Origin of the sequence: Thermoclostridium stercorarium subsp. stercorarium DSM 8532 (genome assembly GCF_000331995.1) — a bacterium.
In the GTDB taxonomy this organism is placed as follows: Bacteria; Bacillota; Clostridia; order DSM-8532; family DSM-8532; genus Thermoclostridium; species Thermoclostridium stercorarium.
Window position 1 is genome coordinate 1,885,410 of sequence record NC_020134.1, and the last position, 20,206, is coordinate 1,905,615.

Annotated in this window: 18 protein-coding genes; 9 read left to right on the forward strand and 9 right to left on the reverse strand. The window is 42.9% G+C overall.

What is annotated here, in order from left to right; all coding sequences use genetic code 11:
* Window positions 1-8 precede the first annotated feature (8 nt).
* Window positions 9-977, reverse strand: coding sequence for a D-2-hydroxyacid dehydrogenase (locus CST_RS08145; RefSeq protein ID WP_015359398.1), 969 nt, complete (start codon window positions 975-977; stop codon window positions 9-11).
* Window positions 978-1,280: 303 nt separating this feature from the next.
* Between CST_RS08145 and CST_RS08155 the strand changes: the two genes are divergently transcribed.
* Together CST_RS08155 and CST_RS08160 are read left to right on the forward strand one after the other, a co-directional pair.
* Window positions 1,281-2,480, forward strand: coding sequence for an SLC13 family permease (locus CST_RS08155; protein WP_015359399.1), 1,200 nt, complete (start codon window positions 1,281-1,283; stop codon window positions 2,478-2,480).
* 60 nt (window positions 2,481-2,540) lie between these two features.
* A complete protein-coding gene (locus CST_RS08160) occupies window positions 2,541-3,359 on the forward strand; it encodes an alpha/beta fold hydrolase (protein WP_015359400.1) in 819 nt (272 codons plus the stop codon).
* A gap of 613 nt (window positions 3,360-3,972) precedes the next feature.
* Here the strand turns inward: CST_RS08160 and CST_RS08165 are convergent.
* The 4 genes from CST_RS08165 to CST_RS08180 all read right to left on the reverse strand — a co-directional run bounded on the left by CST_RS08165 (window position 3,973) and on the right by CST_RS08180 (window position 8,157).
* Entirely contained in the window at window positions 3,973-4,962 is a 990-nt protein-coding gene (locus CST_RS08165; RefSeq protein WP_015359401.1) for a hypothetical protein, read from the reverse strand.
* A gap of 108 nt (window positions 4,963-5,070) precedes the next feature.
* The gene (locus CST_RS08170; protein ID WP_015359402.1) at window positions 5,071-5,715 is read right to left on the reverse strand and encodes a phosphoribosyltransferase; all 645 of its coding nucleotides are present in this window, start codon (window positions 5,713-5,715) and stop codon (window positions 5,071-5,073) included.
* Between the two features lie 369 nt (window positions 5,716-6,084).
* On the reverse strand, window positions 6,085-7,386 hold the full coding sequence (locus CST_RS08175; RefSeq protein ID WP_015359404.1) for an MFS transporter: 1,302 nt from the start codon (window positions 7,384-7,386) through the stop codon (window positions 6,085-6,087).
* Window positions 7,387-7,587: 201 nt separating this feature from the next.
* Window positions 7,588-8,157, reverse strand: coding sequence for an NADPH-dependent FMN reductase (locus CST_RS08180; RefSeq protein ID WP_015359405.1), 570 nt, complete (start codon window positions 8,155-8,157; stop codon window positions 7,588-7,590).
* Window positions 8,158-8,376: 219 nt separating this feature from the next.
* On the opposite strand from CST_RS08180, the gene CST_RS08185 reads away from it, so the two are divergent.
* From CST_RS08185 to CST_RS13235, 7 genes are all read left to right on the forward strand, one after another.
* Entirely contained in the window at window positions 8,377-10,113 is a 1,737-nt protein-coding gene (locus tag CST_RS08185; protein ID WP_015359406.1) for an ABC transporter ATP-binding protein, read from the forward strand.
* Window positions 10,031-11,854, forward strand: a complete 1,824-nt coding sequence (locus CST_RS08190; protein WP_015359407.1) for an ABC transporter ATP-binding protein — start codon at window positions 10,031-10,033, stop codon at window positions 11,852-11,854. Before CST_RS08185 ends, CST_RS08190 begins: the two co-directional genes overlap by 83 nt.
* An 890-nt stretch (window positions 11,855-12,744) precedes the next feature.
* Window positions 12,745-13,152, forward strand: coding sequence for a metal-dependent transcriptional regulator (locus CST_RS08200; RefSeq protein ID WP_015359409.1), 408 nt, complete (start codon window positions 12,745-12,747; stop codon window positions 13,150-13,152).
* A 440-nt stretch (window positions 13,153-13,592) separates the two neighbouring features.
* The gene (locus CST_RS08205; RefSeq protein ID WP_015359410.1) at window positions 13,593-13,805 is read left to right on the forward strand and encodes a FeoA family protein; all 213 of its coding nucleotides are present in this window, start codon (window positions 13,593-13,595) and stop codon (window positions 13,803-13,805) included.
* 26 nt (window positions 13,806-13,831) lie between these two features.
* Complete coding sequence (locus CST_RS08210; protein WP_015359411.1) at window positions 13,832-14,053, forward strand: FeoA family protein; 222 nt, start codon at window positions 13,832-13,834, stop codon at window positions 14,051-14,053.
* Between the two features lie 48 nt (window positions 14,054-14,101).
* A complete protein-coding gene (feoB, locus tag CST_RS08215) occupies window positions 14,102-16,255 on the forward strand; it encodes a ferrous iron transport protein B (protein WP_015359412.1) in 2,154 nt (717 codons plus the stop codon).
* Window positions 16,256-16,282: 27 nt separating this feature from the next.
* A complete protein-coding gene (locus CST_RS13235; RefSeq protein WP_015359413.1) occupies window positions 16,283-16,450 on the forward strand; it encodes a FeoB-associated Cys-rich membrane protein in 168 nt (55 codons plus the stop codon).
* 52 nt (window positions 16,451-16,502) lie between these two features.
* Here the strand turns inward: CST_RS13235 and CST_RS08220 are convergent, their stop codons facing one another.
* The 4 genes from CST_RS08220 to CST_RS08235 all read right to left on the reverse strand — a co-directional run bounded on the left by CST_RS08220 (window position 16,503) and on the right by CST_RS08235 (window position 20,189).
* A complete protein-coding gene (locus CST_RS08220; RefSeq protein WP_015359414.1) occupies window positions 16,503-17,291 on the reverse strand; it encodes an SDR family NAD(P)-dependent oxidoreductase in 789 nt (262 codons plus the stop codon).
* Between the two features lie 179 nt (window positions 17,292-17,470).
* Window positions 17,471-17,944 (reverse strand): YbaK/EbsC family protein, encoded by a 474-nt coding sequence (locus tag CST_RS08225; RefSeq protein WP_015359415.1) that lies wholly within the window; start codon window positions 17,942-17,944, stop codon window positions 17,471-17,473.
* A gap of 144 nt (window positions 17,945-18,088) precedes the next feature.
* Window positions 18,089-19,477 carry a branched-chain amino acid transport system II carrier protein gene (gene brnQ, locus CST_RS08230; RefSeq protein ID WP_015359416.1) on the reverse strand — a complete coding sequence of 463 codons (1,389 nt, stop codon included), beginning with the start codon at window positions 19,475-19,477 and terminating at the stop codon, window positions 18,089-18,091.
* Window positions 19,478-19,703: 226 nt separating this feature from the next.
* Window positions 19,704-20,189 (reverse strand): NADPH-dependent FMN reductase family protein, encoded by a 486-nt coding sequence (locus tag CST_RS08235; RefSeq protein WP_015359417.1) that lies wholly within the window; start codon window positions 20,187-20,189, stop codon window positions 19,704-19,706.
* Window positions 20,190-20,206 lie beyond the last annotated feature (17 nt).

A 20,206-nucleotide genomic window follows, 5' to 3' on the forward strand; every position in this document is an offset into this window, starting at 1 on the left:
AAAAACAGTCAGTATTTTTTATTGAAATCAACCCGGTTAAGAAGAGGCCTCCCTTCGACATACCTTGAAAGGTTTTCGCGAATCAATTCCGCATGCCTGTTCCAGTTCTGCGGCGAAAAACCTGATGTGTGCGACGTTATGATAACATTCGGCATCTTCCATAAAGGGCTGTCTGCAGGCAACGGTTCTGGATCGGTAACATCCAGGCCGGCTCCTGCAATCCTGCCTTCCTGTAACGCACGGATAAGTGCTTCCTGGCAAATTGCAGTTCCTCTGCCCACGTTAACGATAAAAACCTCCGGCTTTAATTTTTTAATTCTCTCCTCAGACAGAATTCCCCTCGTTTCGGGAGTGTTTGGAAGGGCTAATACCAAATAATCGGCTTTTGGTAATACTTTGTCAATTTCATCGGTTAGATACAGCTCGTCCACATACGGCGGGCATTCCCCTACTGTACGCTTAACTGCAATAACTCTGGCACCCAAAGCCTTTCCGCGTATTGCAACTTCTTTTCCTATATCACCAAAGCCGATCACGCACAACGTTGAACCGTAAAAATCCCGCATTGGCAATACGGGAGACCATTTGCCGTTCTGCCTGTTCCTCTCGTACTGCATCAGATTCCTGTTAAATGCAAGAATCATAGCAAAAACATGTTCGGCAATGGGTTTTCCATAAACTCCGCTGGCATTCGTAAGAATAATGTCATTGTTTGCATAAAGACTTGCATCGGCTACATGATCTGCTCCTACGCTGGTAAGCTGAACCCATTTCAGTTTCTTAGCCTTCTTAAGATATTTCGGATTGGGTTGCCCGATAATAACCTCAGCATCCAGATAGTCTTCCTGAACAGCTTCCCTGGTGTGTTTTACATCACATCTGAAACCATAACCATGAATCAAGCGTTCAATAAATCCCTTATCGGGTGTAAAAGCGATGTTATATAATACAAGTATTTTCCTGTCGGTTTCAGTCATTGTTCCGCTCCCTGCCAAAACTCAATAAGCCTGAGTCCGGATTTATGATTCGAGCTTCCGTAAAACGCCGCCATTCCCAGGCAACGCAGAAATGTATCCATATATTATATATATCACATTGTTCAAGCTCATAACAAGGTTTTTTAACATGCCGGTTCCCGCGTCTCTGTTTGGTTAAAACCACCAAAGTCCGCTCTTTTATACGTTTTTTTCCCGGCAAAATAGTTATTGTTTTTTTAAACACTCCTATTAGAATTCATATCTGTGCCCATATTGACACCAGTGAGAAGAAAAGAGGTACTTATGAAAAACCACATATATACTGACGGTTATAAAATGACAATTCCAGCTCTTGCCGGACAGGAAGAAGAAACATCCGGTTTTTTCCACAAATTATTCTGCTTTATAAAAAAACAGCCAATGCTTTCAATAGCCGTTTTATGCATGCTTGTCACATGTATCTTTGTTCCGGTGGACAAGACATATGTTAATTATTTCAACTGGCCCACACTGGCGACGTTATACTGTACGCTCGCCGTGGTTGCAGCTCTGTCTCACATTCATGTGTTTGAAATTGTCAGCAGAGGCATTGTCCTGAGGCTGCACAACCTCCGCAATGTAACCATAGCCATTGTATTTATCACGTTCATAGGCTCAATGTTTCTCGCCAACGATATGGCATTGCTGACATTTCTTCCGCTGGGTTACTATGTATTAAGCAGCACCGGAAACAAAAAAGCCATGGCGTTTATGTTTATAATGCAGAACATTGCCGCCAATCTCGGCGGAATGGTTACTCCCTTCGGTAACCCTCAGAACCTGTATTTATACGCTTTTTATAATATTGATACCGTCGAATTTACAAAAATAATGCTGCCTTCATTTCTAACGTCAATTACAATTATTTTCGTCATGTGCCTGTTTGTAAAACCCGTACCTTTGACGCTGAAAAAAGACGAACAGTACACCCTTGACAGAAAACTGACGGTTATTTACTCTGTCTTATTCATAATCAGCATATTGCAGGTTTTCCGCATTATCCCTCATTCGGTCGGAACAATATTAGTGACAGTTTCATTGCTCATCCTCGACCGGAAGGCGATTAAGGAAGTTAATTACCCTTTGCTCGGCACCTTCTGTGCTTTCTTTGTTTTCAGCGGCAATATGGCAAGAATTCCTGCCGTAAATGAATTTTTCTCTAACGTGCTTCCTTTAAATACACTCCTTTTCGGTATTCTTTCCTGCCAGTTTATGAGTAATGTGCCAAGCGCCGTACTGTTATCCCATTTCACAAACGATTACAAATCCCTTCTTCCTGCCGTCAACATCGGCGGTTGCGGAACGCTTATTGCTTCACTGGCAAGCCTTATTACGTTTACCGAGTATAAAAAACACAATCCTGAAAGCATTAAATCCTACCTGACCAAGTTTACCGTTATAAATTTTTCGTTTGTGATTGTCCTTTACTTTGTTCAGACATACGTAAGCAAATTCCTACCGTAACATATTATCCTTTCCCGCCGAATATTATATTCTGTAATTTATTTGCGGGAAGGATAATATATGGGTTATTATGTCAATGTAAGCAAGGATGTCAATATATACGTGGAAGATTTGAATCCCGAAGGCCAGAAGGCAATTCTCTTTCTGCACGGCTGGCCCGGCAGTCACAAACTTTTTGAATACCAGTTCAACAAACTTCCTCAGCTGGGTTTCAGGTGCATTGGAATAGACACAAGAGGATTCGGCGACTCCAGCAAACCATTCTTCGGATATGATTATAATACCCTTGCGGATGACGTAAGATGCGTGGTTGAAGCCCTGGGGCTGCGTGACTTTACTTTAGCCGGTCATTCCACCGGCGGAGCAATAGCCGTAAAGTATATGGGACGCCACCGCGGGTACGGTGTGTCAAGGCTGGTTCTTATCGCAGCAGCAGCCCCGAGTTTAATCCGCCGTCCCAATTTTCCATACGGCATTGACAAGGAAAAAGTATTGCAGATGATTGAGGATACTTACAACGACCGCCCCATGATGCTTCGCAATTTTGGAGACAATTTCTTTTACAGGCATATATCTCAGCCATTCTCAGACTGGTTTTTCCAGTTAGGTCTTCAGGCGGCGGGCTGGGCAACCGCATCAATAGCAAAAACGTGGATTAACGAAGTGTTGTTTTCCGAGACTGAATCCATTCATGTGCCCACTCTGATTATGCACGGCATTCATGACAGAATAGTTCCCTTTAATATAGCAGAAGTTCAGCACAGGCTGATTGCCAATTCGGTTCTGGTGCCGTTTGAATTTTCGGGACATGGGGTTTTTTACGATCAGAAGGATGAATTTAATGAAGTCCTGGCGAAATTTGTTGCAAACAAACTTTAACGATATTTTATACTGTTTCTTCCTGCGAAAAACATTTTTATTCCAATAATAAAACCCCGTAATACTGCATGAATATTTCCTCATCCTTTTCATCCGCCACAGCAGTATTAATAAAATCAGTTTATACCGGATAACCGGCGCCGGCCAAATTAAACTAAGCCATGCACGCAATAATAAACGCCCTGCCTTTGCAGGCAGGGCCGGATATGCAGGTAAACCGGATTCGGTAGTCTTAGTCCGAAAGTCAGTCCGGATTCATTTCCACGCTTTTGGCATGACATCACGCTTTTATATCGCCGATCGTCCGCCTGAACATATCGGAGAACCTCTCCTCAGTATCAATCACAACCCTGTCCATCTCCGCTTTCATTGACAGCGAATTTTCGGTTTTGTATTTCCGGCTGTTGTAGATTATCTCCTTAAGGCTACTTCTATACTTCCGTCACGAAGATTTGCACCAGCCATCTTCTCTCTCTGCTTCGGGAAGCATATACTGCTCCTCATCATCGCCATTTTACACTTATTCGTTTTTATATATATTATTTTACAAGACCAAAAAAGTCAACAATTTCTTACTGCGTCTTTTATTCCCAGTCAGTCTCCGAAACAACGCTTATGAAACAGCCTTTTCCATCTTCTCAAGGGCTTTTTCCTCGCATTCGCAGGAATCTTTCAAAAGTCCTATAATCCTTTCCCTAACGTTCCTGTCGTTTACGTCCTCATGCCTCTTTATATTGAAAGCCTTTATCCAGTTATCATGAACCCTTTTATACAAACCGGCCAGTTCAGCGGAGCCAGCTTTTTCAAAATACCTTGAGGCATATGATTTCAGTGCTCCGTACGTACCCAAACAGTATTCCATATTCCATGACAAATCCTGTGAGAATTTGTCATCAAAGAAGGATATTAAGGCAGGATAAGCTTCAAGGCCCGATTTGTTGCCGCCGCACCATTCATTTCCTTTCAGATGGGAAATGGCAATTTTCAGAGTATCATGATATATCCGTTCATGAGATTTATCGGATTTGCCAGCCAACGTTAGTACCGACAAAATAGGTACTTCTCTTTTTCCCAGCACATCATAAGGCATATTCAGGTAGTCGCCCTGAACCGAAAGAACTTCAAAAGAATTTTCATCGTCGTTATAGCCGATAACCAGTCCCCATTCAGGTATGCCTATATCCCATGAAACCGCCGGAATTCCTCTGTTTATGGATTCCCTGATAATTTCTATGGCTTTTTCCCTGCGTTCTTTTTCAATATCATCCTGGTCCCAGTATCTTCCTATGTAGTTGCATATGAGCCCGCAATTTTCCACCCATTTCTTCTGCGACTCAAAGTCCCAGATACTTGTCGCACTTGGGCATAATTTCTCCGGATCCACCCACATTCTGAAAGCAAATCCGCTTGTAGCGACAACATCTTCGTACAGCTCGGAATACGGACTGTTTTTCACTGCAGCAGCCAGTGATTTTGCGAACGAGAACAGAAATCCCGTAGAATCTTCTATTCCGCTCCAGTCAATATTCAGCCGCTTCATTAACACCACCTCCGGAACCTGCAGGGCGAACTCCATTGTTCCCGACGCCCTCTGAACAGGCATATTACTTTAGTCCCCCGTTTTAATTTAGATTAAAATCAGTATACGATAAAATTCCTTTAATGTAAATTAATATAATTCAAATTTAAAATAAACCGATAACCAGAAAGTTCACTGAATTTTTATGTAACCGTCATGGACAATAATGGCATCCAGCTTGTACCCTGCTTTACACATAGGACACTCTGAAGGACTGAAAATTTGATAATCCGGAATATTCACATTGGTAAAGAGAGAATGAATTTTATGCTTATGCCTTTCCGGGAATGCGTTGAATAAAGCCGATATGCCGACTATTCTGCCGCCGTAATAAGAAAGACAGTCCAAGGCGCCGTAGAGAGTAATGCCGCTTGATATTGATGACACCAGCAGAATTATATTGCGATTTACAATCAGTTCCTGTGTATTGCTGTGAAATATAAGCTTTCTGTGCACATTGCTGGCCGGCGTCACTACGTATATATCCTTTACCTGGTTGATGTACGCTATCCCCTTTTTCATAAGTTCCTGCGCCAAATATGCCCCCACTACTTCGGTTCCTTCCATGCATACAATTGTATCCGCCGGCGTGTCTGTAAGATAAGGTGCCGCCAGTTCAACTGCCACACTTCTGGCGATGGTTGCGCTGCTTTTCAGATTGTCAAGATCAAGATAACTGTTGGTATGAAAGTGGTTTGTGGTAAAATGTCCCGGAACCACCTTAAGGTTTATTGCCGGATTTTTGGGATATGAAACAGTAAAAGACTGATTGAACATACTTTTACCCCCTTATATAAAGACTTTTTATTTTTAACACTGATAAGTAAAGGCCTGCGTATCTTCCCGTCTCATAAAAAGACTAAATTTTCCCTTCAGACCTGAACCGAACAATAACCTGCGTTAAAATTCCGCTGCTTTTCAAATTATAAGAAACGGCACTCAGAGTTATTCCTGTAAAAATGAAATTTGCCTTGCAATATGAACAAATCAGCAAAGGATGTGTTACACCGATTTAAGCAGCCATGCTTTTTTTGGGGGTTATAAAAACAAAAACAAACAAAAAACACACGTATGCGGCAGCTTTGCCATTGGGATTTCTCACGGAAAACAGACACTGTTTCGGTTTTTCAGCCAGATTTCCTTTTTTTACACCGGACTGTCCTCCGTTACCGATACATCTGAAAGGGACGAGGCTTCCTGTTTATTTCGGTAAAATACCGCAGTCGCCAGCGCACCTAAAGCCAATAAGGCAATGCTCAATACAAACGGTAATTCTTTAGAAATATCGCTCAATACGCCGCAGATGTAGCCAAAAGGTATGCTTACCAGCATAACGATTGTCTGAAGAATGGCCAAAACAACAGAACGTTCCTCAGGATCGGCGTAAATAGCGGCAAGAGATTCCCTAACAGTATTCAAAACCGCCATTCCGAGCGCCTCGAAAAACAAGGAAACAAATAATACGGCGTATTCAAGAATTCCGGTATTCTTAACCGAAATAAGCAGCAAATAACCGGCCGTTGCACTGACGAATCCGCCATACAGCGGCTTTTTAAGTCTGTATTGATCTATTTTCGATATTACCGTGAAAAATAATATAATCGCCATTACGCTTTTGACCATGGGAAAAACAGGCAATAAAGTGTCGGGAACGCCAATGCGCCTGGAGGCAATAATCTGCCAGAAAGTTGTTCCAATCATCGACACAATTTCCACCAAAATGCTTATGATTATGGCAAATTTGGTGCCTTTGGAATGCGATATCCTATGTACCGCGTTTTTGTATCCTCCCAGCATTTTATGCAGGGGTATGTCCTGCGATTCCCTGCATCTTATTCTACCAACACAGGTCTCGGTTGAGAATTTATATAAAATTAAAATCTTCGCGGTCATTATGACAAAAGCATTGATATAGAGAATTCGCATGGCCGGCACCAATGTCAGCCTGGCAACAAGATATGAGGATATTGGGGCAAAAAGCGCCGAAAGGTTGCCGCAAATTAAAACCCACGAATACAACTGGGTTATTTTATCCTTTGGCGCATCCTCCACCATTAAACAGTCCCATGATACAGTCGTTATTTTCATCATGCCGTTAAACAGCGCCGCTATTACAAAAAACCAGAAATCGCGGCTGAACGCCCATATGAGACATGGAATGCTCCATGCCAGAAAATCAAATATAGCGGTACTTTTTCTTCTGCCCAGTTTATCAATAACCGCCCCCGATATAAATGCAAAGATTGTCTGGGAAAACATATATACCGATGTTACAATGCCAACCTGTACATCGTTTAATCCCAGCGCTATCATATAAACGCTTGCATACGGAAGGCAAAGATTCATCGACAGCCCCCACATGGGTTCGGTGTATATGCACGCCCGCGGATTACCACGCAGTTCCAGAAGAGTGTGTAACAACCTGTTTTTCTTTAATAATTTCTTCATATCGCCACCGGTCTTGGTTCCTTTCTGTCGTTTATTCAGCAGTCTGCAGGTTTAGATTATATAATATGTCAGCAGCATAATGCAAACGGGATTTCGCAAATAAAAAGCAGGTACCTGACATACCTGCTAAATCCCTTCTTATTACAGGTTCATACCTGCAAAAATCATACAACTGAATATTCCTCAACTCTCTAATGTTCATTACTCCTGAACATGTTTTTTAACAAAATCGATAAATGAATCAGCCTGTGATTTAAGGAATGAATAACTTTCATCGGACAAAGCCAGTTTCCCCTGGCTATCCGTATAATTCATTGCATACGGTATTGCCACCCTTGGCACATTCATTACATCCATGTTAAGGAAACTGATTAACGTAACCAGATGATCCTGTGCCACGGTTGTTCCGGACATTCCAAGGGAAACACCGCTTATTGTTGCAGGTTTGCCGTCAAGTACGTGGGTTTTCCCCCGGCTTTCAGGACGGGACAGCCAGTCAATCAGGTTTTTGAGAACCCCTGAAAAGAAATGGTTATATTCGGGAGTGAAAAACCAGATGCCGTCTGCGGCTTTTACCGCCTCACGGACACGTCTGACCGGTTCAGGCGCCGGAAATTCAATGTCCTCATTCATAAACGGCACGTCACTGTATTCCAGAATTTCAAAATCAGCCCTGTCGCCTATGATGGCTTTTGCCTCGAGAGCAAGCTGGCGGTTCAGCGAGCCTTTTCTCAGCGAACCTATGACAGCCAGGATTTTTATTTTTTTCAATTTAATCATCTCCCTGCAATTATTTGGCCATATCCCGGTACTTTTATTATAACACAGTATCAGATCTCTTTCACATTCATTGTTCCAAAAATTTCTGCAACCGGTATCACCCGTTCATTGCAGTTGCAAAAACTTTATGTTTCAGGTTTACACCCTGACAATGCTTATGGTATTATATAATAAAGTAACCGCGACATTCTGCAACATTCCGGAGGGACCGTGAAAAAGCTCTTTACTTTCATAAACGGCTACAGAAAAGAGGCGGTTCTGGCACCTCTTTTCAAAATGTTTGAGGCTTTGCTGGAGCTTTTTGTGCCTGTCATAGTAAAAAAAATAATAGACGTGGGAATTGCCGCGTCGGATACAACGTACATTTTTAAAATGTGTGCGTTACTTTTTTTATTGGCGCTGGTAGGGTTTATGTTTTCAATAACTGCACAGTATTTTTCGTCGAAAGCCGCCGTAGGCGCTTCTACCAGGCTCAGGCACGCATTGTTTGAACATATAGGCACTCTGTCCTATCCCGATATAGACAGGCTTGGCACATCAGGGCTTATTACCCGGATGACAAGCGATGTAAACCAGGTTCAGAACGGTATAAATCTTACCTTAAGGCTTCTGTTGCGCTCGCCTTTTGTGGTTTTAGGCGCAATGGTCATGGCTTTTACCGTTGACAGCGTTTCTGCGTTGACATTTGTCGTTACAATACCTGCTTTGTCTGTTGTAGTATTTGCAATAATGCTGGCTTCAATGCCGTTGTACAGGCTTGTGCAGAAACGCCTTGACGAAGTCCTTATGTCCACGCGCAGCGCCCTAAATGGTGTAAGGGTTATACGCGCCTTCGGCAGAGAACAGGATCATATTAAGGAATTTAAAAATATCAATTCCGAACTTAATCTTGCTTCGCGTAAAGCGGGCCGCATATCGGCGCTGTTAAACCCGCTGACGTATGTCCTTGTAAATATTGCCATTATAGTTCTTATTTATGTCGGGGCCATCCGGGTTGACGTCGGATTTATCACAAAAGGGTCGGTAGTTGCGCTGTACAACTATATGTCGCAAATACTGGCAGAACTTATAAAGCTTGCCAACCTTATAATCAGCATATCAAGGGCCGTGGCGTCCGCAAAGCGAATAGAAGCCGTATTTGGCACAAAACCTGAGATTACCTATCCCGAAACGGGCGCAGAACCCGATTTGGCATCTGAAACAGCTGTGTCTTTCCGAAACGTCAGTTTTACTTACCCGTCTTCATTGGCTCCGGCCATTACCGGTATCAGTTTCAGTGCCAGAAAAGGTGAACGGATAGGAATTATCGGCGCAACAGGTTCAGGTAAAACGGCATTGATCAATCTTATTCCGCGTTTTTATGATCCCGATTCCGGTGAAGTCATTCTTTTCGGAAGGAACGTAAAAGAATATTCCGCCGATACGCTTAACAGACTGGTTGCCGTTGTACCGCAGAAAGCGGTAATCTTCAACGGCACCATACGCGACAATCTTTTATGGGGTAACGGCAACGCCACCGATGAGGAACTGTATGAAGCCCTTGAGACAGCACAGGGTCTTGATATAATTGCCTCAAAGGCAAACGGCCTTGACGAATTAATCACAGAAAGCGGAAAAAACCTTTCAGGAGGTCAGAAACAGAGGCTTACGATTGCGAGAGCCCTTGTAAAAAAAGCTCCAATCCTTATTCTGGATGATTCCTCCTCGGCGCTGGATATGGTAACCGACAGGAATTTAAGAAAGGCTATTTCAAAGCTGCCTTATTCTCCGACTGTATTTATCGTTTCCCAGCGCATTTCCTCGGTTATCGACTGTGATAAAATCATAGTTCTGGATGACAGCTGTATAGCAGGAATCGGGACAAATGAGGAATTGCTTTCTTTTTGCGAAACTTACAGGGAAATATACCATACGCAGACAAAGGGTGGTATCGGAAGTGTCGGCTAAAAAGGTTCCCAAAGGCACAATTAAAAAAGTACTGTCTTATGTTTCCAAATACAGATTATTCATCGTACTGTCATTATTCCTGACCTTTATAAATGTCCTTTTAACTCTGTACATTCCTCTGCTTTTCGGAAATATTATAGATTTAATCATCGGCACGGGTCAGGTGAAGTTCGGCGGCATAAGGCACGGCCTGCTGAAAGCGGGTATTCTTTCAGTTGTGTGCGCCGGCGCTCAGCTTATTGCAAATATGATTAATAACCGTATCACATTCAACACCGCCAGGGATATCAGGAATGATATTTTCAGTAAAATCAACGTGCTTCCCCTCGAATACATTGACAGGCATCCCGTCGGCGAGACCGTAAGCCGCATGGTATCCGATGTTGAGCAGTTTTCTGACGGTCTTCTTATGGGATTTACACAGCTTTTTTCAGGCGTGCTTACAATAATCGGAACGCTTGTTTTTATGCTCAGGATTAACTGGAAAATCGCCCTCGTTGTGGTATTTCTTACTCCGCTTTCAATGTTTGTGGCAAGATTTATAGCAAACCACACCTATAAGTTTTTCAGCGAACAGTCCCAAATAAGGGCCGAACTGACCGGAATAATAAATGAAGTCACCGGGAATCTTAAAACCGTTAAGGCTTTCAACAGGGAGAAAGCCGAACTGCAACGTTTTGATGAAACAAACAAACGGCTTGAAAAGGTTTCGCTAAAGGCGATATTTTATTCTTCAATTACAAACCCTGCCACCCGCTTTGTGAACGCAATTGTCTATGCCGCCGTTGCATTCGTCGGGGCAATGGACGTCATTTCCCCCGATACAGTTCTGACCGTCGGCATGCTTACAAGTGTTCTGAGTTACGCAAACCAGTACACAAAACCTTTTAATGAAATTTCGGGCGTTATAGCCGAATTCCAGAATGCTCTTGCATGTGCCGCGAGGATATTTGAAATTTTGGAGCAGCCTCCTGAAATTCCTGACGCACCTGATGCTAAAATTCTGGAAAACCCCGAAGGGAACATAGATATTAATTCGGTTAGCTTTTCCTACGACAAAAACAGAGAGTTTATAAAGGATTTGAACGTAAGCGTAAAGAAGGGACAGAAGATTGCCATCGTCGGCCCAACTGGCTGTGGCAAAACCACGCTGATAAACCTTCTGATGCGTTTTTATGACGTTGACAAAGGAAGTATTTGCGTCGACGGAACCGATATACGGAACGTTACAAGGCATTCCCTCCGTTCATGCTTCGGCATGGTGCTTCAGGATACATGGCTCAAACCGGGTACAGTACGTGAAAATATCGCTTTCGGCAAACCCGATGCCACCGACGACGAAATAATAGCCGCCGCGAAACAGGCTTATTCATATTCATTTATAAAACGTCTTCCCGACGGTCTTGACACGTTTATAGGCGAAGACGGGGGTTCCCTTTCCGAAGGACAGAAACAGCTTCTGTGTATTACCCGCGTAATGCTTGCGCTGCCACCAATGCTGATACTTGACGAAGCGACGTCGTCTATTGACGTGAACACCGAAATGCGCATTAACAAAGCCTTCGATAAACTAATGCAGGGAAGAACAAGCTTCATTGTTGCTCATCGTCTGTCAACGGTGCTTGACGCCGATAAAATACTTGTAATGAACAACGGCAGAATTGTTGAAACCGGGACTCACGAAGAATTGTTAAAAAAAGGCGGATTCTATGCAAAACTGTTCAACAGCAGTTTCTGCTGAAACTGTTTCCAATAAATATTCACAATAAATGCCTTTTTCCCCCTGCCTATATAATAGGCAGGGGCTGGGGGGATTATACTACAGGCCAGATCGGTAAAACCCGATTTGGCTTCAATTGGGAAGATTATGTTAACTTTTGTTAATTATTTAACAATAAAATTATACTACAAAAATAAATATTTATCAAGTAAAATATGGGAAATAAAGATTAAACCTTACAATGGTTTATTAAATCTTTAACGGAATAGACTCATTTTATATTATTTTCCTTAAAAATTTTCGGTCGTAAAATAATTAGCATGTCCGATTTGATCGCCCATAAAATATCCCGTTCCTTCCCTTTCCAAAAACGCATTCCGCGTTGTAACTTACATGTCCTGCCCCTCAAGTCTTGCAAGGTAATCCGAAATCTTTCCGCCAGAAGGTTGTACGCTTCTTCTCCGTCACGGGCTTCAATAAAGTCAGCAAACCGTTCCAATCGTTCAATTGCAAACGGAACTGCACACGTTCTCATCAGGTAAATTAACCAAAATCTTTTTCAGTTCAGAATTATTTTTTATTTGTTTTTTTGCCATATCAGCGTGTATAATGGAGATGTGGGATTCCCGTAAAATATACCTTTTCAGGAATTATCACTATTCAACAGCTTCAAAAGCTACAATCCCATTATCTGATTTAAGCCTTCCTATAAGGATTTAAAAACTTTTACATCTAATTTTCCCGGCTTTAACTCGTCTTTTAAGGGTAAGGCCGCCGTAAACGGCGGATCCTTTAAATGTATTTTTATCAAATCAATTCCTGCAATTTTATTTTTTCTGCAATTATGTGTATAATGTAATATAAAGTGGTAGATATTTTTTCGGATTTAAACTGGTTGGCTGAGGTGTTGTATGTCAAAACTCACTTTCACAATGGAAAATTACCTTGAAGCAATATATGAGCTTTCCAGCGAAAATACAGGCGTCAGGATTTCTGACATCTCTGAGCGGCTCGGCGTTTCAAAGGCGAGCGTAAACAGCGCAATGGCAACACTTGCAGAAAAAGGTCTTGTGATTAACGAAAAATACAAGGAAGTCTATTTAACGCCCGCCGGCCTTGAAAAGGCCAAACAAACCTCTCTGAAGCATCAGACAATCCAGAAATTCCTGATTGAGGTTTTAAATGTGGACAGGGAAATCGCCGACAGGGATGCGTGTCATATAGAACACGTAATAAGCAATGAGTCGATTGAGGCAATGAAAAAGTTTATGGCATCCTATAATGTTTCTTCAAAAGCTGAAGAAAACCGTAAAAAATAAAATTCATTTTATCGGAAATAAATAATAAAATAACTTGTCAAACTATAAAGGGCATGGATTTCCGCCATGCCCTTTCTTATCGGACTAAATATGAAACCGCATACACGTCTCCGGCGATGTATGCAGCTATAATCGGCTGAAATCCATATCGTTCTTACAGACATACCTATCCGGCAAAAAAATTATGCATTTCAGCTCAATCCAGAAAAATAAATACACATAAAACTGACTTCAGCTTTTCAACGTACAGCATCGACGGACGTTTTTCCATAAATTTTTTTATACCACACATTGTTTATTCTCTGACAATAAATTTTGAAAATTCTATTGACATTAAAGTTAGATAATGCTAACTTTATAAGTGTTAGATTATTCTAACTTTTTTTAATCAACAGTAAGTCCAATGATTAACTATAAAGGAATTTACGGGGGAATGAAACATGATGCCGTTAACAATGGCAAAGACCGGTGAAAAAAATCACATAAAAAAAATAGGCGGCAAGGAAGAAGTCAAAAAATTCCTTGAGCACTTGGGGTTCGTGGTAGGCGGTGACGTTACCGTCATCAGCGAAATGGCAGGAAACCTGATTGTAAACGTAAAAGACTCAAGAATTGCCATCAGTCGTGAAATGGCAAGCAAAATAATCGTGTAACAAATTCCGAAAGGGGTATTTTCAATATGCAGACACTCAGAGAAGCTAAATGCGGTCAGACCGTCACGGTGGTTAAAATAACCGGTGAAGGCGCGACCAAACGCAGAATAATGGACATGGGCATAACAAAAGGAACTCAGATTTACATACGAAAAGTTGCACCTCTCGGCGATCCTGTGGAAGTTACCGTACGCGGGTATGAACTGTCAATTCGGAAAGCCGACGCTGAAATAATTCTGGTTGAGTAGTTCCCCGGTTATAATCGTTTAGGGCTGACAATAAAGGAGGATTAAAACATGCCTATCAAAATTGCTCTCGCTGGCAATCCCAACAGCGGTAAGACAACCCTTTTCAACACTCTTACCGGATCAAACCAGTTTGTTGGCAACTGGCCAGGTGTTACGGTTGAGAAAAAAGAAGGAAAACTGAAAAATAACAAGGATGTAACCATTGTTGACCTGCCGGGAACTTATTCCCTTTCTCCCTATACCCTTGAGGAAGTAATTGCGAGGAACTTTCTCATCAATGAACGTCCGGATGTAATTCTCAACATTGTCGACGGCTCAAACCTGGAACGCAATCTGTACCTCACCACACAGCTCGCCGAACTGGGAATTCCTATGGTTGTTGCAATAAATATGATGGACGTGGTGGAGAAAAACGGTGACAAAATTTACGCCGACAAACTCTCAGGCGAATTGGGCTGTCCCGTTGTCCAAATTTCTGCCCTTAAAGGCAAAGGCGTATTTGAAGCGGCTGAGAAAGCCGTTAATCTCGCCAGGAAAAATACGCCAATGGTAGCCAGACACAGTTTCTCTGACAATGTGGAAAGGGCCGTCAGCCTTATCATGGATTTAATTCAGGACAAAGTACCCGAAAACCAGCTGCGCTGGTTTGCTGTGAAGGTTTTTGAACGTGATTCGAAAGTTATGGAGCAACTAAGCCTGGATGATGAAACAAAGCAAAAAATTGAAAGCCAAATCCAGCGCTGTGAAAACCAGTTTGACGATGACTCCGAAAGCATAATCGTAAATGAGCGTTATGTTTATATTTCATCCATCATAAAAAACTGCTACAGAAAGAATGCCGAAAGAAAACTTACCACTTCAGATAAAATAGACATGGTTGTAACAAACAGGTGGCTGGCGCTTCCCATCTTTGCGCTCGTAATGTTTGCTGTTTACTATGTATCAGTAACCACTGTAGGTACATGGATCACCGACTGGACAAACGACGTGCTTTTCGGAGAAATCATTCCCCAGGCGGTTGAAAATTTACTTGTTTCCATTGGAACGGCTGAATGGTTGCAGAACCTGATTCTGGACGGAATTGTAGCCGGTGTCGGCGCGGTACTCGGGTTTGTTCCCCAGATGTTTGTGCTGTTTGCCTTTTTGGCCTTTCTTGAAGGCTGCGGTTATATGGCGCGTGTTGCTTTCATCATGGACAGAATATTCAGGAAATTTGGTCTTTCAGGTAAATCTTTCATTCCGATGCTCGTAGGAAGCGGATGCGGCGTTCCGGGCATTATGGCTTCCCGTACCATTGAAAATGACCGCGACCGTAAAATGACGATTATTACAACCACTTTCATTCCTTGCGGAGCAAAACTCCCAATCATTGCACTGATTGCCGGAGCCATGTTCGGCGGTGCATGGTGGGTAGCTCCGAGCGCTTATTTCGTAGGTATAGCCGCAATTATCTGCTCCGGCATCATACTGAAGAAAACCAAACTTTTCGCCGGGGATCCCGCTCCTTTCGTTATGGAACTTCCACCTTATCACCTCCCCACCGTTGGCAACGTTTTACGCAGTATGTGGGAACGCGGCTGGTCGTTTATTAAGAAAGCGGGAACTGTTATTTTGCTGTCCACGATTATAGTATGGTTCGGTTCAAGCTTCGGTATTGTTGACGGCAGGTTCGGAATGGTGGAAGATTTAAGCGATGGTTTCCTTTCCGCCATCGGCGGAGTGCTGGCTCCCTTATTCACACCCCTTGGCTGGGGCAACTGGCAGGCTGCCGTTGCATCACTGACCGGCCTGATAGCAAAAGAAAACGTGGTTGGTACCCTTGGAATACTGTACGGTTTTGCCGAAGTATCGGAAGACGGCGCAGAAATTTGGGGCACATTCGCTACCAGCTTTACAACATTGTCAGCCTATTCCTTCCTCGTGTTCAACCTTCTCTGCGCGCCGTGTTTTGCAGCCATTGGTGCCATTAAACGCGAAATGAACAATCCGAAATGGACATTGTTTGCAATAGGTTATCAGACACTTTTTGCCTATGCTGTCTCACTGTGCATCTACCAGTTCGGCAGTCTCATAAAACATGGCAGCTTTACAATAGGCTCCGTAGCAGCAATTATTGTACTGTGTGCATTCCTGTACTTGTTGTTACGCCCTAACAGCGAAAGAAAAAGCGATGTCAAGGTTCTCAGATCGGCAAGAGCATAAATTTAAACAGAAGGGGGCGACGCTTTAATGAACTGGATAGCCGACAATCTCGGCACAATATTGGTTGGCGCAGTACTTCTGGCAATAGTTATATCCATCTGTGTTCATCTTATAAAGAAAAAGAAAAAAACCGGAAGCACTTGCGGATGCGGTTGCAGCGAGTGTTCAATCTCCTCGATATGTCACAAAAATTAAAAAATCCGGGGACCCATTATCGGGTCCCCGGATTTTTTCAAGCACAATCCACTCAATCCACGTTCAGTGTCCAACCTTCGTCTCCCGTATATATCATAAGTTTGGTCATTCCTCCGTCAACGGTAATATTCTCACCATTGACAAAAGTATTCTCAGGATCGCAAAGATAGAAAACTGCGCGGACTATGTCCATCGGTGTCCCAATTCTTCCGGAGGGATGCTGTATAAGGTCCGCTTTTGAATATTCAGGAACATAATTAACGTCATGGTATTTACCGGTGTCAATCCATCCGGGGGATACGGAATTCACGCGTACACGGCCTGACAGGCTGACGGCCATTGCATGGGTAAGGGCTATAATACCTCCCTTTGCGGCTGTATAGCTTTCGGTATTGCGTTGGGACATGAATGCACGGGTGGATGCTATATTGACAACCGATGCCATATCCGTGAAATGAGGCAGAAACAGCAGAGTGAGATAATACGGCGCGGTAACCCCCACCCGTAAGACATAGTTGAAATCCTCATAGCCGCATGGCTCAAGAATGCCTTTTCTGCTTACGCATGCGTTGTTTATGAGAAAATCAACCTTTCCGAACCTTTTTACAACCTCATCGGCAAATTCCTTCAGCACTTTTTCCTCAGCTATATCGCCATAAAAGAAATAGGCTTTTCCGCCCATCCCGTTAATAATCTCCACGTTTTCTTCCCCAGCCCGCTTATTCATGTCAACAAAGGCCACCCTGGCTCCTTCTTTGGCGAATTCCTGCGTAAGACATCTTCCGATTCCCAGCGCCCCGCCCGTTACAACCGCAACTTTACCGCTGAACCTTCCTGACATAATTAATCACCCCATATGACTATTTTATCTTAATAATAGTTTTTGAATCCTGCAGAGTGCAGCTTTCGTCGCCAAAACAAACCGGTATTACCATGCCGCACCGAAAGGTTAATTCTATTGTAACACAAGTCCCGTTTATCGTTTCAATTTAAAGCATCAACTAAAAGCCATGCCTGCTGTTATTCCCAGCCTTTGCATACATTCACCCATTCCCTGGAACATGAACAGGTTTCCAGTTCCTCAATTGTCAGCTCAATTGCGCTGTTGCCGCTTCCACAGGCGGGGAATACCGTTTCAAAACGTCTCAGGGATATATCCAGATAAGTCCTTACGCCTTCATTTACGGCAAACGGGCAAATTCCCCCGACCGGATGTCCCACCATTGCCAATGCCTCGTCAGGGGAAAGCATTCTCGGCTTTATACCGAATTTCGCCTTGAATTTCTGATTATCTATTTTTGCGTCTCCCGCAGCGACAATTAAAATTACACCTTCATCAGCCGCTTTAAGCGCAAGGGTCTTTGCAATTCTGGCAGGCTCACAGTTCAGAGCCTTTGCTGCGAGTTCCACCGTTGCACTGGACACGTCGAATTCCATAATTCTGTTCTCCATATTCCACTTTTTAAAATATTCCCTCACTTTTTCTATTGACATATTAACCTCCCGGAACCTTGAAAATTCAGTCTTTTAAATTTAGTCTTTTCCGGCATAACAAAGTTAAGGATTATTATGCCAACAGTTTGGAGTCAGTTTGTAATTTCAACGTTATATCATTGATCGGAACTTTTCCGGAATTGCTTAATGCTTCACAAGCCGTTTTACCACACTTTCTTCCCGAAACGACACAGACTTTTTTAACCGGCATATAACTATCGCGATAAGGAAACCGCACACTGACGGAACAATCCAGCCAAAACCATACTCAAATCCGGGCAGGAACTTTACAGCGAATTGAATTAGCCTGCTTATCACCGTCACTTCTTTGAGCCGTGCCGGGAGTGCGTTGCAAAAATCAAAAAACGCCGCAATGACAGTCAGAATAACCGTCCACCTGTATATCTCCCTGCTTTTGTTAATAACCGGTGTCAGAATTGACAGTAATATCAGCGTAATGGCCATGGGATAAAGAAACATAAGCACCGGGAGCGACAGCATGATAATATTGTTCAGTCCGAAATTGGCTATTATAAAGGAAAAAACAGTAAAAACCACTGCATATTTATTATACGATAAAGATTTCGGGAACATCTCGCTGAACATTTGCGAACATGAGGTAATTAACCCTATTGCCGTTTTAAGGCACGCAACCGTCACTATGGCAGCCAGCAGTATTTTCCCCGTCATTCCGAAATAATGCTCGCTTACCATTGACATAATTTTTCCGCCGTTATCAGCCCTGCTTACACTGCCCAGGCTTGTAGCGCCCATATAGGCCAATGAGGCATAAATGACACTCATTCCCGCAACACATACCAAACCCGATTTGAAAATTTCAACTGCTTTTCTCTTCGGATCTTTTACACCAAGCCTTTCGATGTTTGAAATAATTACAATTGCAAAAGCAAGTGACGCCAATGCATCCATTGTGTTGTAACCGTCTGTCATGCCGGTGAACAACGGCCTGTCGGAATAATTCCCTTGCGCCGTAAATGAACCTATCCGACCCATCGGTTTAACATACGTTGCAACCAATAATACCGACAGAAGTATTAAAAAAACGGGGGTAAGATATTTGCCAACCCAGTCCAGGATCCTTCCCGGCTTTAGGGAAAAATACAGCGTTACAGCAAAGAAAATGAGCGAGAAAACGAATAATCCTGCTTTAAGACGCTCTTCTTCGATAAAAGGATGCAGCCCCACCTCGAAAGCAACCGTTGCGGTGCGGGGAATGGCAAACAAAGGCCCAATTGTGAGATACAGCATGCATGTAAATATAACTGAATAGGTTTTGCTTACGGGCTTTACCATGTCAAACAGGTTTTCACTTCTGGAAATGGCCGCGGCTATAACCCCCAACAGAGGCAAACCTACTCCCGTGATCAAAAATCCGATTGTCGCCTTCAATGTATTTTCCCCGGCCAGTTGCCCCATTTGAACCGGAAATATCAGGTTTCCCGCGCCGAAGAAAAGTCCGAACATTAAAGCTCCTACCAAAATGCTTGATTTAAAACCCAGCTTCTCCTTCATAGTCAAAACTCCTGTGAAATATTAAGTTTAGAAAACATATTCGCTATTATACATTAAATCGAAAAAAACATAAAGTGAGTTTATTTTGTCGACAATGCCTTAACAGGGGCTATACAAAAAAATACCTGCGTTTAACGCAGGCGTTTTACCGAAGTTATAAATCTTATACGAGATATATACGGACCTTCTGTGCACAGGATTTTTCAGGCAATTTCGTTTTATCCCGTTATCTTGCTTTAAGCCATTCAAGAACAGGCTCAAGGTTTTCCTCCCTTACGCCGTCAAATCCGTTTTCTATAATCGCAATTGATTCTGCCGTTTTTTCGTCCTTATCCTTCCTAAGCTTAAGAATTCCGACAAACATGCCCAGAAGTATCCTGTCCATTCCCTTTATGTCTTTTAAAGGCAAACATCCACCGCGAAGATAGAAAAAAGGAATACCTTTAATTTTATTTCTTTTCAGGACGGTTTCAACATCGGGTTCAGCGGTTCGGGCTGTGCCCGAACCGCAAACGGCCACGACTTTATATTCTCGGACTTTGTTAAGCCCCTGTATTTTCCCTACTTTCATCCAGCCCAGGAAAATGACTTCCTCGTCGGGATTAACCTTTGAAATCTCACTCACATGGAAAACCTTCAACCCGGTTTTTGCAGCAAGCATTTCTGCATATCTTCTGGTAAAGCCCGTTTTCGATTCATACACAATGACCATTTTCAATCACCTTCGGT

What these genes read in the sequence shown, in the direction of transcription:
- brnQ (WP_015359416.1), bottom strand. Translation starts at nt 19,477, where the DNA reads ATGAAGGAGAAGCTGGGTTTTAAATCAAGCATTTTGGTAGGAGCTTTA.
- CST_RS08200 (WP_015359409.1), top strand. Translation starts at nt 12,745, where the DNA reads ATGTCAAAACTCACTTTCACAATGGAAAATTACCTTGAAGCAATATAT.
- CST_RS08165 (WP_015359401.1), bottom strand. Translation starts at nt 4,962, where the DNA reads ATGCCTGTTCAGAGGGCGTCGGGAACAATGGAGTTCGCCCTGCAGGTT.
- CST_RS13235 (WP_015359413.1), top strand. Translation starts at nt 16,283, where the DNA reads ATGAACTGGATAGCCGACAATCTCGGCACAATATTGGTTGGCGCAGTA.
- CST_RS08145 (WP_015359398.1), bottom strand. Translation starts at nt 977, where the DNA reads ATGACTGAAACCGACAGGAAAATACTTGTATTATATAACATCGCTTTT.
- CST_RS08175 (WP_015359404.1), bottom strand. Translation starts at nt 7,386, where the DNA reads ATGAAGAAATTATTAAAGAAAAACAGGTTGTTACACACTCTTCTGGAA.
- CST_RS08220 (WP_015359414.1), bottom strand. Translation starts at nt 17,291, where the DNA reads ATGTCAGGAAGGTTCAGCGGTAAAGTTGCGGTTGTAACGGGCGGGGCG.
- CST_RS08235 (WP_015359417.1), bottom strand. Translation starts at nt 20,189, where the DNA reads ATGGTCATTGTGTATGAATCGAAAACGGGCTTTACCAGAAGATATGCA.
- CST_RS08210 (WP_015359411.1), top strand. Translation starts at nt 13,832, where the DNA reads ATGCAGACACTCAGAGAAGCTAAATGCGGTCAGACCGTCACGGTGGTT.
- CST_RS08205 (WP_015359410.1), top strand. Translation starts at nt 13,593, where the DNA reads ATGATGCCGTTAACAATGGCAAAGACCGGTGAAAAAAATCACATAAAA.
- CST_RS08170 (WP_015359402.1), bottom strand. Translation starts at nt 5,715, where the DNA reads ATGTTCAATCAGTCTTTTACTGTTTCATATCCCAAAAATCCGGCAATA.
- CST_RS08155 (WP_015359399.1), top strand. Translation starts at nt 1,281, where the DNA reads ATGAAAAACCACATATATACTGACGGTTATAAAATGACAATTCCAGCT.
- CST_RS08190 (WP_015359407.1), top strand. Translation starts at nt 10,031, where the DNA reads ATGAGGAATTGCTTTCTTTTTGCGAAACTTACAGGGAAATATACCATA.
- CST_RS08225 (WP_015359415.1), bottom strand. Translation starts at nt 17,944, where the DNA reads ATGTCAATAGAAAAAGTGAGGGAATATTTTAAAAAGTGGAATATGGAG.
- CST_RS08160 (WP_015359400.1), top strand. Translation starts at nt 2,541, where the DNA reads ATGGGTTATTATGTCAATGTAAGCAAGGATGTCAATATATACGTGGAA.
- feoB (WP_015359412.1), top strand. Translation starts at nt 14,102, where the DNA reads ATGCCTATCAAAATTGCTCTCGCTGGCAATCCCAACAGCGGTAAGACA.